The sequence below is a fragment of the Streptococcus sp. ZY19097 genome (genome assembly GCF_040731245.1).
GTDB lineage: Bacteria > Bacillota > Bacilli > Lactobacillales > Streptococcaceae > Streptococcus > Streptococcus orisratti.
In genome coordinates this window covers 800787-813673 of sequence record NZ_CP160400.1, presented here as the reverse complement: position 1 = coordinate 813673, position 12887 = coordinate 800787, and the positions used below count along the sequence as shown (strand labels likewise).

The 12887-nt window shown below is 35.0% G+C and carries 13 protein-coding genes; 2 read left to right on the top strand and 11 right to left on the bottom strand.

Annotated elements, in window-relative coordinates:
- From ABZ559_RS04085 to ABZ559_RS04075, 3 genes are all read right to left on the bottom strand, one after another.
- The gene (locus ABZ559_RS04085; protein WP_018374855.1) at nucleotides 1–711 is read right to left on the bottom strand and encodes an ABC transporter ATP-binding protein; all 711 of its coding nucleotides are present in this window, start codon (nucleotides 709–711) and stop codon (nucleotides 1–3) included.
- Nucleotides 711–1949 carry an efflux RND transporter periplasmic adaptor subunit gene (locus ABZ559_RS04080; protein ID WP_367007318.1) on the bottom strand — a complete coding sequence of 413 codons (1239 nt, stop codon included), beginning with the start codon at nucleotides 1947–1949 and terminating at the stop codon, nucleotides 711–713. Before ABZ559_RS04080 ends, ABZ559_RS04085 begins: the two co-directional genes overlap by 1 nt.
- 291 nt (nucleotides 1950–2240) lie before the next feature.
- Nucleotides 2241–3266 (bottom strand): YeiH family protein, encoded by a 1026-nt coding sequence (locus ABZ559_RS04075; protein ID WP_367007317.1) that lies wholly within the window; start codon nucleotides 3264–3266, stop codon nucleotides 2241–2243.
- A gap of 98 nt (nucleotides 3267–3364) precedes the next feature.
- Between ABZ559_RS04075 and ABZ559_RS04070 the strand changes: the two genes are divergently transcribed.
- A complete protein-coding gene (locus ABZ559_RS04070; RefSeq protein ID WP_367007316.1) occupies nucleotides 3365–4234 on the top strand; it encodes a LysR family transcriptional regulator in 870 nt (289 codons plus the stop codon).
- Between the two features lie 390 nt (nucleotides 4235–4624).
- On the opposite strand, the gene ABZ559_RS04065 is transcribed toward ABZ559_RS04070, so the two are convergent.
- The gene (locus tag ABZ559_RS04065; protein WP_018374859.1) at nucleotides 4625–5329 is read right to left on the bottom strand and encodes a YjjG family noncanonical pyrimidine nucleotidase; all 705 of its coding nucleotides are present in this window, start codon (nucleotides 5327–5329) and stop codon (nucleotides 4625–4627) included.
- A 228-nt stretch (nucleotides 5330–5557) separates the two neighbouring features.
- On the opposite strand from ABZ559_RS04065, the gene ABZ559_RS04060 reads away from it, so the two are divergent.
- Complete coding sequence (locus tag ABZ559_RS04060) at nucleotides 5558–5761, top strand: cold-shock protein (RefSeq protein ID WP_018374860.1); 204 nt, start codon at nucleotides 5558–5560, stop codon at nucleotides 5759–5761.
- Nucleotides 5762–6160: 399 nt separating this feature from the next.
- On the opposite strand, the gene ABZ559_RS04055 is transcribed toward ABZ559_RS04060, so the two are convergent.
- From ABZ559_RS04055 to ABZ559_RS04025, 7 genes are all read right to left on the bottom strand, one after another.
- Entirely contained in the window at nucleotides 6161–6649 is a 489-nt protein-coding gene (locus tag ABZ559_RS04055) for a YkgJ family cysteine cluster protein (protein ID WP_367007315.1), read from the bottom strand.
- A gap of 208 nt (nucleotides 6650–6857) precedes the next feature.
- Complete coding sequence (galE, locus tag ABZ559_RS04050) at nucleotides 6858–7874, bottom strand: UDP-glucose 4-epimerase GalE (RefSeq protein WP_321058659.1); 1017 nt, start codon at nucleotides 7872–7874, stop codon at nucleotides 6858–6860.
- Nucleotides 7875–7914: 40 nt separating this feature from the next.
- On the bottom strand, nucleotides 7915–8865 hold the full coding sequence (locus ABZ559_RS04045) for a beta-1,6-N-acetylglucosaminyltransferase (RefSeq protein ID WP_367007314.1): 951 nt from the start codon (nucleotides 8863–8865) through the stop codon (nucleotides 7915–7917).
- Between the two features lie 206 nt (nucleotides 8866–9071).
- Entirely contained in the window at nucleotides 9072–10094 is a 1023-nt protein-coding gene (locus ABZ559_RS04040) for an alcohol dehydrogenase catalytic domain-containing protein (RefSeq protein ID WP_367007313.1), read from the bottom strand.
- Nucleotide 10095: 1 nt separating this feature from the next.
- The gene (locus ABZ559_RS04035; RefSeq protein ID WP_367007312.1) at nucleotides 10096–10803 is read right to left on the bottom strand and encodes a 2-C-methyl-D-erythritol 4-phosphate cytidylyltransferase; all 708 of its coding nucleotides are present in this window, start codon (nucleotides 10801–10803) and stop codon (nucleotides 10096–10098) included.
- An 8-nt stretch (nucleotides 10804–10811) separates the two neighbouring features.
- Nucleotides 10812–11783: a glycosyltransferase family 2 protein gene (locus ABZ559_RS04030; RefSeq protein ID WP_367007311.1), complete on the bottom strand. Its 972-nt coding sequence runs from the start codon at nucleotides 11781–11783 to the stop codon at nucleotides 10812–10814.
- Nucleotides 11780–12886 carry a glycosyltransferase family 4 protein gene (locus ABZ559_RS04025; RefSeq protein ID WP_367007310.1) on the bottom strand — a complete coding sequence of 369 codons (1107 nt, stop codon included), beginning with the start codon at nucleotides 12884–12886 and terminating at the stop codon, nucleotides 11780–11782. The genes ABZ559_RS04030 and ABZ559_RS04025 overlap by 4 nt, the downstream gene beginning before the upstream one ends.
- Between the last annotated feature and the right edge of the window lies 1 nt (nucleotide 12887).

Sequence of the window (12887 nt, the reverse complement as noted above, 5' to 3'; positions counted from 1 at the left end):
CTAATCAATTCTGACACTTTCTGTTGTATCTGCCGTAATCACCCCATCACGAATGACAATTTTCCGTGTCGCAAAGTCTGCAATCTCAGGCTCATGAGTAACCATAATAATGGTTTTCCCCTCCCTATTTAGCGCAGTCAACAAGTCCATTATCTGTTCACCAGTCTTAGTATCAAGAGCGCCCGTTGGCTCGTCCGCCAATATAATGGACGGATTATTAACCAAAGCACGCGCAATCGCCACACGCTGTTTTTGACCACCAGATAATTCTGAAGGAAGATGGTTCATACGCTCACCGAGTTCAACTTTTTTGAGAAACTGCTCAGCTAGCTGACGACGCTTGAGAACACTCACTCCAGCATAGATTAGGGGAATTTCCACATTTTGCCAAGCTGATAATTTTGCAAGAAGAAAGAATTGTTGAAAAACGAAACCAATTTCCTCATTTCTCACCTTAGCAAGTTTTTTATCACTTAGTTCCTCAACCTGAGTACCGTTGAGGGCATAATCACCTGAAGTTGGTCGGTCAAGCAAGCCGATGATATTCATCAGCGTTGATTTACCAGAACCAGACGGCCCCATAATTGCTAAAAATTCACCTTCATAGACTGTTAGATCAATTCCTTTTAAAACCTGAAGTTCTTGATCACCATTGCGGTAGCTCTTGACAATATCGTTTAATTGAATTAAAACTTTTTGATCATCTGTCACTACTTACTCACCTCAGATTCTTTGGTGCTAGTCTTTTTACTTGAATCTGCTGTCTGGACATCTTCAATCTTAGTACCATCTTTCAAATCGTTATCAGGATTTGAAATAACTATTTGACCAACTTCAAGTCCTGTTAAAACTTCTTGTTTTTCTGCATCAGCATTTCCTAAAGTCACCTCAGTCTTTTTAACCTTACCAGTACTGTCATCATAAACCCAGACATAATGCTTATCTTTCTTCGAAACGACTGCTGATAGAGGAACGAGTTTAAATTTATTTTCATTAACAACTTCAACAGAAACAGTAAATCCTTGTTTGAGATTGCCAAGTTCGCTAGTGATATCTACCTTGTAGTCATAAGATGAGGACGTGCTTGTAGTAGCACCAGTCGCCGAACTCAGAGAATCCGAATTTTGATTTGGATAATTTGAAATGTATGAAATTGTTCCAGTCCATTCTTGATCAGGGTAAACTTTTGACTTAATCTTAACTGCTTGACCTGTATGGATATTTGCCAAATCATACTCTGTCAAAGTTCCTTGAATTTGCAACTGTCCTTCTGTTGCTACATGAACAAGAGTTTGGCTATTTTTAGATGAGGGATCAATATCATTATTAACCTCAACAACAGTCCCTGAAACATCGCTAGTGATAATTGTCTGATTGATTGCATCTTGAGCTTTATCAACTTCTGCCTGTGCATCTGCATAAGCATCGTTCAAATCCTGAACTTGCTGATTATATTCCGCATTCTGCTGGGCAGTTGGTTGGGTAGTAACGGTCTGTGTCTCTCCAGTATCTTCGTCAGTAGAGGTTGTTGTCTGCGGAAGATTTCCATAGGTTTTCAAATAATTCAACTGACGACCAACTTTGTTTAAATTACGAACAGCCGTATCATAAGCAGCCTGAACAGTAGTTTTGTCGTACTGAACGAGTTGTTGACCAGCTGTTACCTGATCACCCACTGCAACAGTTACTGTCGCATTTACTCCCTTGGTTGCATCAAAATAAACATATTGTTCATTCAAGGCTTTTACACTCCCAGATAGGAGAGTTGATGAGGCTATTGTACCTTCTGTAACATTTTCTGACTGGTATGGTACTTTAGTTGCTGACGCTTTAGACTGTTGTTGCTGAATCCACAGCAAACCTGCAACTGCCAAGATACAGACAGCACCAACACCACCAATAATTCCCTTTGTCTTTTTAGACATTTTTTTCTTTTCTCTTCTGGACATAATCTCCTCCAAAATTTTGTATTAATTTTATAGAACAAGTATAAAATCTTTTTAGAAGTTTGTCAAGAATTTAATCATTCTGACAACTACTCCGATGACAGTTTCATTATACTGAAAATAAAGGCTTTGCGACCTTACAGTTTTGTAAGAAAAAAGAGGCTCTATGGCCTCATAAAACGAAAAGTCACTTTCGTGCGCTCTCAGTAAAAATGACAAAATAGAGATAACCTCCTCTATCGACCGCACTAGCAATAGAAAAATAACTTTTTAATCAGCCTGATGTCATATACCCTACCAGGTTCCAAGAATTGCTTGCATGAGCAAGCTGACTGCTGTAATTGCTAACCAACAAACCGCACCAACACCGATTGCTTGGCCCCCTGTTTTTACCAATCTAATCAGATTGGTATTCAATCCAATAGCTGCCATTGCCATGACGATAAAGAATTTTGATAGGACCTTGAGCTGCTCAAAAACGGCAGTATTTAAGCCGACCGAACTGGCAAATGTTGTTATCACTGAGGCTAGCAAGAAATAGAGAACAAACATCGGAAAAGCTCTCTTAAAACTAAAAGTTTTCTCAGAAGCTCTGCCATTGCCCGAAACTTTATAGGCCTGATAGAAAGACAAACCTAATGTAATAGGGATGATAGCCAAAGTTCTAGTCAACTTGACAATGGTAGCCCCATCAAGGGTGTTACTGTGGTGAATTGCATCCCAAGCTGTCGCTGTCGCTGTTACTGATGAAGTATCATTGACCGCTGTTCCAGCAAAGATAGCAAAACCGTGATTAGATAGCCCAATCATATCTCCCAAAGTTGGGAAAATCAGCGCTGCTAAGATATTAAAGAGGAAGATGACCGAAATCGCCTTAGCTACCTCATCATCCTTGGCTTTAATGACTGGAGCTGTCGCTGCAATAGCAGATCCTCCACAGATTGAAGAGCCTACACCAACAAGTGTTGCTGTATTAACATCAATCTTGAAGACTTTTTGTAAACCGTAGGCAACCAGAAGCGAGATGGTAATGGTACTAAGAATAATAGGCAAGGAAGATAGCCCCACCTTCATAACCTGAGCTAAATTAAGTCCAAACCCCAACAGTACAACTGCTGTTTGTAGGATGTATTTTGATGTGAAGCCGATTCCCGCTGTGGTCTGGTCACGTTTGGTATGAACTAATCCAACAAGCATACCAATAAAAATAGCGAAAACAGGCGCTCCAATCAATGGAAGCCATTGGCCAAGAAACCAAGCTGGTACAGCAATAAGAACGCACAAGGAAACTCCAAGAATTTTTTTCTGAATAGATAACATGATAACTCCTCTCTTAACTATTATAACCATTTCTTATCATAATATAAAATTATGATTTTTTATGATATAATAACAAAAAAGAATGGTTAGGAGATTTTATGCTTGATTTTCGTGTTTTTACCTTTCTCAAAGTCTGTGAAACTCTGAATTTTACCCAGGCGGCTAAAGACTTGCATATCACTCAACCAGCAGTAACCAAACATATCCAAGCCCTTGAAAATGACTACCAATTTAAACTATTTACCTTTAAGGGAAAACAATGCCAACTAACCAAACAAGGAAAAGAATTGCTAGATCTGCTTGTTACCATGAACAACGACCTCCAACATTTCAAAACGAAGCAAAAACAAGAAAATATTCCACTTAATTTTGGAGCCACCTTAACCATTGGAGAATTTGTCATGACAGATCTTTTGCTAAAAATATTATCTGAAAATGAAAACCTTCACGTTAAAATGCTAGTTGATAACACCGAATCTCTTTTAAAATCCATTGATCAGGGACAAATTGATTTTGCCTTAATTGAAGGCTTCTTTTCTAAAGATAAATATGACTTTCTGCCTTACCGTAAAGAACCTTTCGTTGCTGTTGCCTCACCTGCTTTTGATTTCAATGGCAAAGCTGTCACCTTAGAAAACTTACTCGCCTTTCCACTAATCATTCGCGAAGAGGGGTCAGGTACTCGGGAATTACTCGAGTTAACATTAAAAGAGGTAAACTTAACTGTCCACGATTTTGCCAAAATCATCGAAATTGGTAACCTCAATACTATTAAAAGTCTGGTCAAGCACCAGTTAGGTCTCACCTTTGTTTATCAGAGTGTTGTTCAACAAGAACTGGACCGTGGTGAATTAGTACTTGTTCCCATCAAAGACCTGACGATAAGCCATGATTTCACTTTTATTTGGCGGAAAAATAGCCAGTTTAAAACACAGTATCAGGACATTTTCAACCTTTTTAGACCGTAAAAGCTAGGGCACAGGCCCTAGCTTCTTGTATTTTTATAGTTTTACTTTCAAAATACTGTGAGTTGGAACATGGTCAAGAAAATCTATCCTTCCCACTTGAAACTCTTTAAAAATCAACTACAGACATCGTTGACTTAGAATGAATGTTACGCTAAATGCTTGCTCACCGAAAATTAAAAGTAGCAAAGTTCTATTGATACGAACTAGGGTCACTTCATTTTCAACTTTCAACGAGACTAGGCAAAAGTCCAACACCTCTTCATAGAGTTAGTGTCAACAACTCAGTGCAGTGGTTGATTGTTATATTTGTTTGTGTTTTACACTCCAAATCTGATCTATACGGCTGTTGCGAACGAGTTCGCTCTATTTCCCACCCCCATTGAGGTTAGTTTAATTTGGATTTCCATTGTGTGCTAACAAATTTTTCAATTCTTGATAATTTTTGATGGTATAAGTGGGAATGGCAGAGCTATCATTGCTAATTTCCTTTGGATTGTACCAAGCAGTGTCAATTCCAGCGTTATTCCCACCTTGAATATCTGCTAAAAGGCTGTCACCCACCATCAAAGCTCTGCTATTGTCAAATCCAAGAGTATCCGAAGCAATCCAATCAAAGAAAGCTTTATCCGGCTTTTGCAATCCAGTTGCTCCGGAAATAAAGACACGTTCAAAGAATCCACCAATTTCCGAAACCGCTAAGCGCCCTTCTTGTATAGACTGGATACCATTAGTCGCACCTAAAACTCTATAACCATGTTCATCCAAATTCTCCAAAAGTTCCTTGGCACCATCAAAAGTTTGTCCTTGCTGACTTAAAAAGGTCTGATAACGTTGCGCAAAGGCCTTACCATCAACCTCTTGACCAAAATGAGCAAAGAGCCTAGAAAACCGTGTCTCAACCACTTCCTTTTTACTAATTTGCTTCAAAGATAAGGCATCCCATAAGGCTTTATTCATGGGAACATAATAGTCCTTGTAAGCCTGCACATCAGCGACTCGCGCTTCTTGCAAAAGTTCTGTCAAAGCCACATCCTCTGCTGCATCAAAATCAAGCAAGGTGTGATCAAGATCGAATAGTAGAAATTTGTAAGACAAAATAATTTTCCTTTTCTAAAAAATGTATTGATAATACAACACTCTAGCCACATTATACCATATTTCCAGATTAGAATGACTTATTTTACAATCGCCTTTTTAGTTGACTTATGATGTAAAAACTGTTATGATGGCTTAAGTAATAATGATTTAGAGTTAAAGTATCAGTTTCATCTTTTGTTTTCCTCTTAATAATTTTTACAAATAAATATTTAGAGGAATATACAGATGTCACAAGGTACAGTAAAATGGTTTAACGCAGAAAAAGGTTTTGGCTTTATTTCTCAGGAAAATGGTCCTGATGTCTTTGCACACTTTTCAGCTATCCAAAGCGATGGTTTTAAATCCTTAAACGAGGGTGAAAAAGTAGCATTTGATGTTGAACAAGGTCAACGTGGCCTTCAAGCAACAAACATTACAAAACTTGGTTAAATAGACCAAGCGAAAAGGAGCACATCGCTGATGGCTCCTTTTTATATTACCTACTCACATGACACTGTATCCTAATGCCTAGCTGTACTAGTATAGTCAATTAGTTTATCTTTGATTTCTTCAACGTAAGAGGAAACTCCGTCTCCTTATTTCCGAGTTCAAACACTCCACTGGATTGTTTGAACTCGCCTTGCCGTACTCCAGTACTGCCTACAGCCCGTTACCTTGTACTAAAAGCAAACTAAAAGACTATATCATACTCGCCAAAAATCACTCTGTTTTTGTCAGTTCTCCTTGATGAGTAAGATTTACCAATGAAAAATTCAGATAACTAACCAAGCAGAGGCTATTTTAAAAATGTTTCCTCTATTTGATTCCCAATTCTCCTTACTATTTGCCTCAAATTCTCTCTTTAAGCTTTTCCACAAAAAGATAAGCTGCTGGACAGGTCAAAGTATTCTTGATAGTCAAGTGATTGATTTGATAGATTTTCTTGCGATCTGTGTGAGGAAATTCTCGACACGCCTTTGGTCGTACGTCATAGATTGAACAAAGGTTATCATCCCCTAAAAAAGGACAAGGCATGGATTGAAAAATCTTATCACCATCTTCATCAACACGTAAGTAAAGTTCTTCAAACACAGGTAATTTCATGCGGAAATGCTTGGCAATGCGGGTAATATCTGCCTCGGTAAACAGAGGACCTAAGCTTTTACAACAGTTGGCACACTGGGTGCAATCTATCTCCCTAAAAACTTCTCCATGGACTTGCTGGACAATCTGATTTAGATTTTTGGGAGCCTTTTTCTTCAGAGATGCCAAAAATTTACGGTGCCCTCCTTGCTTTTGTTGTGCCAAATCATGGTACTTTTCAATATCTATCGTCATAAATCATTCTTTCTAATTGACCACAATGGAAATTTTATACTAGCTTGTCATACATTCATTATAACATAGCTTCACATATCATCAAAAAAGCTGGATAATTCCAGCTTCCTCTATTTATAGTTTTTCTGGAGAGAAAGAAGGCAATTTCTGACTACTTCATAAAAAATATGGTTCCGCTTAATAAAAATTGATTCCCTTTTATTAAGTATCAATCTTGAAATCCATTTGGGTGTTTACTTTGCCAATGCCAAGCATCTTGACACATCTTCTTAATATCATACTGTGCCTTCCAACCTAGTTCTTGTTGAGCTTTTGACGAATCAGCATAACAAGTTGCGATGTCACCTCGTCTACGTTCAACAATTTTGTACGGAATATCTTTTCCAACCACATCAGACATGTTTTGAATAATTTCTAGAACAGAATAACCAATTCCAGTTCCCAAATTATAAATTGACAAACCAGAATCCTTTTCAATTTTTTGAAGCGCCGCAACATGACCTTTCGCTAAATCAACAACATGGATGTAATCCCTAACTCCAGTACCATCAATGGTATCGTAATCATTCCCAAAGACATTGACATAATCTAGTTTTCCAACTGCAACCTGTGTCACATAAGGCAATAGATTATTCGGAACACCTGCTGGATCCTCTCCCAAATCACCTGACTCGTGTGCACCAATCGGATTAAAGTAACGTAGTAAGACAACGTTCCACTCCGTATCAGAATTGTATAAGTCAGTTAAAATTTCTTCTAGCATTAACTTTGTACGACCATAAGGATTTGTCACTGATAGAGGAAAATCTTCTTTGATTGGTACAGTTTTAGGACTACCATATACTGTAGCAGATGAAGAAAAAATAATGTTTTTGCAATTGTATTTTTTCATCACTTTAAGCAAAGTTAACGTCCCTGATATATTGTTATCATAATAATCAAGTGGAATCACACTTGACTCTCCTACAGCCTTTAGTCCTGCAAAATGAATAACTCCATCAATATTTTCAGACTTAAAAATATCTTCAAGAGCTGCTTCATCACGAACATCTACATTATAGAAATATACTTTACGTTTCGTTTCCCTTTCTACAATAGCTAGACTTTTTTCATGACTATTACATAGATTATCAACAATAATAACCTCATGATCAGCATTCAGTAATTCAATACAAGTATGTGAGCCGATAAAGCCTGCTCCACCAGTAACTAAAATTTTAGACATAGTCTAACTCCTTATCTAAAATGAACAAACCTAGATTATTCTAAGACTCATCATTTTGTAACTTTATAATGAAGTCTTTTAATTTAGGATACTTTTCCAAATCGAATTTTCGAGAAAAGAAATGACCATTTGAAACTGCATAGCGCAACTGCTCTAAGTCTTTTTCAGAATCCGTCCATTCATAGGGAGAACCATCCCACCAATTGATATAGCGAAGATTGCCTTGAAATTCGTCTTGCTTGTCTGTAACTCCTACAGAATAGTATATTTTATCTTGTAACTTATTTTTATTAATTATCGTAGGGACAAAAAGTTCGTCACAAACAATTGAATTTTTAAAGATTTTTCTAATCCAATCTTTTTCAGAAAGCAAAACTCTAACTGTTGAATCATCCAAACTTACCCAATTAGAAGCATAGCCAAGTTGAACATTGTACCGACGTAAACGATTTACATGTAAAACTTTTTGAAAATACAAAAATAATCTTTGCAACTTTCTGATAAATTTAAATAGTAAGTTAGGCAAGTTACTTCTTGTATGAATCATTGGAAAAATATGATAGTATTTAACTCTTTCAAAAATATTATTGTTTTGAAGTATCTCATCATCAACAAGAGTCAGAAAAATTTTTCCAGAATGTTTATCAAAAAAATTATGTATAGTTTCTTGTGAGACTATCGGCAAGTCACTGCCTGAAATTAAATGATAATAGCAGTAATCTCCCGCCTCGCTAGCAGCTTCAAATAAAATCATTTCTGATTCTATTAGTGAATAGTGACCCCAAATCACATCTACTCTATCAGTAAATTCAACTCTTGAATGTTTTACTTGTTGAGATAATTTCCTCCTAAGCGACTCAAAAGTAGTATCTTTAACCTTTTTATCAATATGAATAAAAATATCATTTTTGGGATGGTCAATTAAACTAATTAAAAATGATAGCTGGTCAAAATTATTATGTGCTATTATCAAATAAGCATGTTTTTTCATATTTTCCTCGAATATTTTTCTAATTTACTTGTTTCAATCTTCAGAATATTTATCAATCAATAATGAATGAGCTGCTCTCGTTATAGTAATAATATTTAATCTAACAACCTATGTAGGACACGATAACAAACTGCCATACAATTACATAATCAAACATAGCAACTTCCTAATAAATTTAAAATTCTTACTATTTTAATTCCTCTTTATTAAATATCCCACTTAAATACTGTCTTAAATGACGTAGTTAAATCTGTCGAAAATACTCTATGAATATCCTCTATCGTTCTTACAGGTAATTCCTCACAAATAATGTGTCTAATCTGACTTTGTACTCTACGATTCGAAAGCATTTCAACTGCTCTTATAAAATCCTCACGGCCTGAACGTGACGATCCTACCACAGTCAGACCTTTTTCAAGAATATCTCGTGTATTGATAGCAATTTTATTATCACTAACTCCCATCAAAATTATAGTTCCTTGGGGTTTTATAAGATCGATAATATCATTGATAGCTGGTTCACTTCCTTGACCCCCAGCACATTCGAAAGCGTGATCAAATTTTATATCTGACGGAATTTCATTTGTTAAATATGTTGCATATACAAAATTAAATAATCGTAGTTTTTCAGGGTTCCTTCCAACAACTGAAATTCGTATTTCAGGATATAGATAGTGTAAGGCACTGGCTACAACAAATGCTAAACTCCCATCAGCTAGAACTAAAACATCTTCGCGAATATGATGAGCTAATCTATCAAAACGATTAACAGCATGCATGGCAACACTTGTGAATTCTGAAAGTGTGGCAATAGCATCTGGAATACTATCGTAGGGTACTGTTCTGTCTACTGGTAAAGAAATTGTCTCTTGCATGAATCCATCATAACCACTTGATAAAAAATAGGTACCAGGACGATAATTCTCAAAAAATACTTCATCACTAGCACAAGGTGGTTGGTTCGGTATCATCACAACTTTTTGACCAACTTCATAGGTACCTGTTGGATCCGCAACTACTATCCCACATGCTTCATGAATTGGAGCCATAGGTAATTTTTTTGATAAAACCTTTGGATCTCTTTTTCCCTGATAGTAGCGTTGGTCTGCATGACAAATAGCCATATAATTTGGTTTAATCAATACATTGCTAGTATTGTTTATATCAATTTCTTCAAATTTTATTGATATATTTTTAGGTTTTATCAATTGATAAACTTGATTTAACATATTAATCTTCCTCAATCATACTGCGAGCAATTTTCAAGTCTGTAACAGTTGTAATTTTTATATTTGAATATTCACCAGCAGCCAGTGAAACTTTTTTATCACTCAATACGAAAATTTTACATGCATCCGTCAAAACTTTCTTCTGCTCATCATTTAGCTCATGATATAAATTTAGGAAATCATTCATTCTAAATGTTTGAGGAGTTTGACCTTGATAAAGAAACTGACGCTCAGGTATATCCGTAATAAAAACATTGTCTAAACTTTGGACAATCGTATCTGTAGCTTCTACAACAGTATCTACCGCATCTGAGGATTGGATTAACTTTATATTTTCTTTAATTGATTTTATAGAAATAAATGGTCTAACCGAATCGTGTGTAACTAAAATATCATCATTTGTTAGCCCATTACTGTTCTTAATTGATAAAATAATATTCTCAATAGTTTCGTTTCTTTCAGAACCACCATCAACGATTATTATCTTATTCCCATAATTTGATAAGTATTTTTCAACTAAATCTTCTGCATATGTAACCCAATCAGGATGTACACCAACAAAAATTTGAGTTATCTCTGGAACCAACAAGAACTTTTCAATCGTATGAATTAGTATTGGACGATTTCCCAATTCTAAAAACTGCTTAGGCATGTCTTGTATACCCATCCGAGTTCCTTTACCACCTGCTAAAATACCTGCGTAAATCATTATTCCACCTATTTCTTCTTATTGCGACGTAAACCATAATAAAGTTTTGGAGAGATATTAAAAATGGTCAACATTACTTTATGTTTTATAGAATTTTTATGTAAAATATAATTCCAAAAATATGAACGATTTCTCATCAAAATCGTACTTAAAACTTCAGCGTCAACGTTGTCTATATCAATAGTATTAACAAACTTCCAAGAACCATCAATACACTTCGTAATGACTAATGAGCGTAGATGGTTATTATCTTTATAGAAATTTTTTATACTCTGAAAATTCGAATCAATAGCTTTATAAAAATCCAGTTGTTTTAGATTAAAACCAGAATTCACAATACTTCCAGGACGCTGGTAATAGTTGTATACCAATTCGTCACTAATGACTAATTTAGAGGCTTCGTGAACATACTTAGCAATAACATCTAAATCTTCATAAAGAATCCCAATTGTAAAAGGATATTTCTCTACAATTGATTTTTTTATTAACTTCCCACAAACTGAAACAGTAGCCCGTCGATTACGGTACATTTCTTCTAGTATGCTAGTTTTTGACACCTCAGTACTAGAAGATAAATAGTTACCAGATAAACTTTTTTGAACTGTTTCTAAGCTTGATGTAGATTCCAATTTAGCACTGATTAGATCTGCTCCAAATTTTTGATTGAGCAAACTAAAAAGTTCTATTGAATACGATTCTAAGAAGTCATCTCCATCTAAAAATAAAATCCAATCATTATTTGCCTTGGAAACACCAAAATTTCTAGCATCCGATAGTCCTCCATTATTTTTAAAATAATAATGTATGTTATCAAATTTTGAGGCATATTCTTTACAAATAGATGAACTATTATCGGTAGAACCATCATCTACTAAGATTATTTCAAAGTTTCTATATGTTTGGTTCAAAAGACTTTCGATGGTAACAGAAATATAATTTTCTACATTGTATACTGGAACTATAATACTAATATTTATCATTTATCCTCTACTAATTCTTCTATTAAGTTATTCCATTTCATAATAATGGTTTGTTTTGAAAATTTATCGTTATTTATTTTTGAATTCTCAGAGAAAGATTTTCTTAATTCAGCATCAAGTATTAATTTTGAAACTTTTTCAGACATTAAGTTACTATCGTAACATTTTACAAGGTAACCATTTTTTGACTCCTCAATTATCTCAGATGGGCCAGTTGGGCAATCAAAGCTTACAATTGGTAAATTAAATTGTTGTGCTTCTAATAAGACTAATGGTAATCCTTCATAATAAGAAGTCATTATATATATAGAATGACCAGGATATATTTTTTCCACACCCTTAACATTTCCCATTATCTTAACTTGGTTATGAATACCTTTGTTATTTATTCTATCCAGAAAATCTGCTTTTATATCTTGGCTTCCATCACCATAGATTTCTAAAGTCCAATCTGGAAATTGTGTCAAGACTTTTCCAGCTACTTCAGCTAGTAAATCAAATCCTTTTTGTTTACTAAATCTTGCTACAGTTATTAATTTTTTATTATTTAGATCATACCCATAATTAGTATCTATTTCTGAATACCAATTATATATATAATCAACTTTATCCGTAGGAAGTTTGAACTTTCTTATGTAATTATCGCCATTGCTTTTTGTCAAAGTAATAATTTTATCAGCACATTTTGCTCCTAAATACCTTGAAAAAGCATATAACTTCCCATCTTGATTATAGTCTATACTCATATGGTCAGAAAAGACAACTTTTACACTTAAACCAAGTGTCGCAATAATCCAAAATAGGTTGGGCATAGTGCCAATAGAAATTACCACTTGTATTTCATTCTTTTTTAGAAAATTGCGCAATTCTCGTGCAGCAAATAGTAATATTTGTCGTACTCGTTTGTTTTGTGGTATTAAAACTTTGTATTGGACTGAATTGTGAATAGAAAATGGAACATCTCGCTTATCAATTTGACTTGATGCAATATTTATTAGGGACACCTCGTGAAAATTTGAAAGCTCGTTTGCTAGATCAACCGCAACTTTAACTCCACCATCAATTTTATTTAGATTCCATTTTAACAAACAAATTTTTACCAAC

Coding starts and splice junctions, on each gene's coding strand:
- ABZ559_RS04030 (WP_367007311.1), bottom strand. CDS start 11,783: ATGATAAATATTAGTATTATAGTTCCAGTATACAATGTAGAAAATTAT.
- galE (WP_321058659.1), bottom strand. CDS start 7,874: ATGTCTAAAATTTTAGTTACTGGTGGAGCAGGCTTTATCGGCTCACAT.
- ABZ559_RS04070 (WP_367007316.1), top strand. CDS start 3,365: ATGCTTGATTTTCGTGTTTTTACCTTTCTCAAAGTCTGTGAAACTCTG.
- ABZ559_RS04040 (WP_367007313.1), bottom strand. CDS start 10,094: ATGTTAAATCAAGTTTATCAATTGATAAAACCTAAAAATATATCAATA.
- ABZ559_RS04055 (WP_367007315.1), bottom strand. CDS start 6,649: ATGACGATAGATATTGAAAAGTACCATGATTTGGCACAACAAAAGCAA.
- ABZ559_RS04060 (WP_018374860.1), top strand. CDS start 5,558: ATGTCACAAGGTACAGTAAAATGGTTTAACGCAGAAAAAGGTTTTGGC.
- ABZ559_RS04045 (WP_367007314.1), bottom strand. CDS start 8,865: ATGAAAAAACATGCTTATTTGATAATAGCACATAATAATTTTGACCAG.
- ABZ559_RS04080 (WP_367007318.1), bottom strand. CDS start 1,949: ATGTCCAGAAGAGAAAAGAAAAAAATGTCTAAAAAGACAAAGGGAATT.
- ABZ559_RS04035 (WP_367007312.1), bottom strand. CDS start 10,803: ATGATTTACGCAGGTATTTTAGCAGGTGGTAAAGGAACTCGGATGGGT.
- ABZ559_RS04075 (WP_367007317.1), bottom strand. CDS start 3,266: ATGTTATCTATTCAGAAAAAAATTCTTGGAGTTTCCTTGTGCGTTCTT.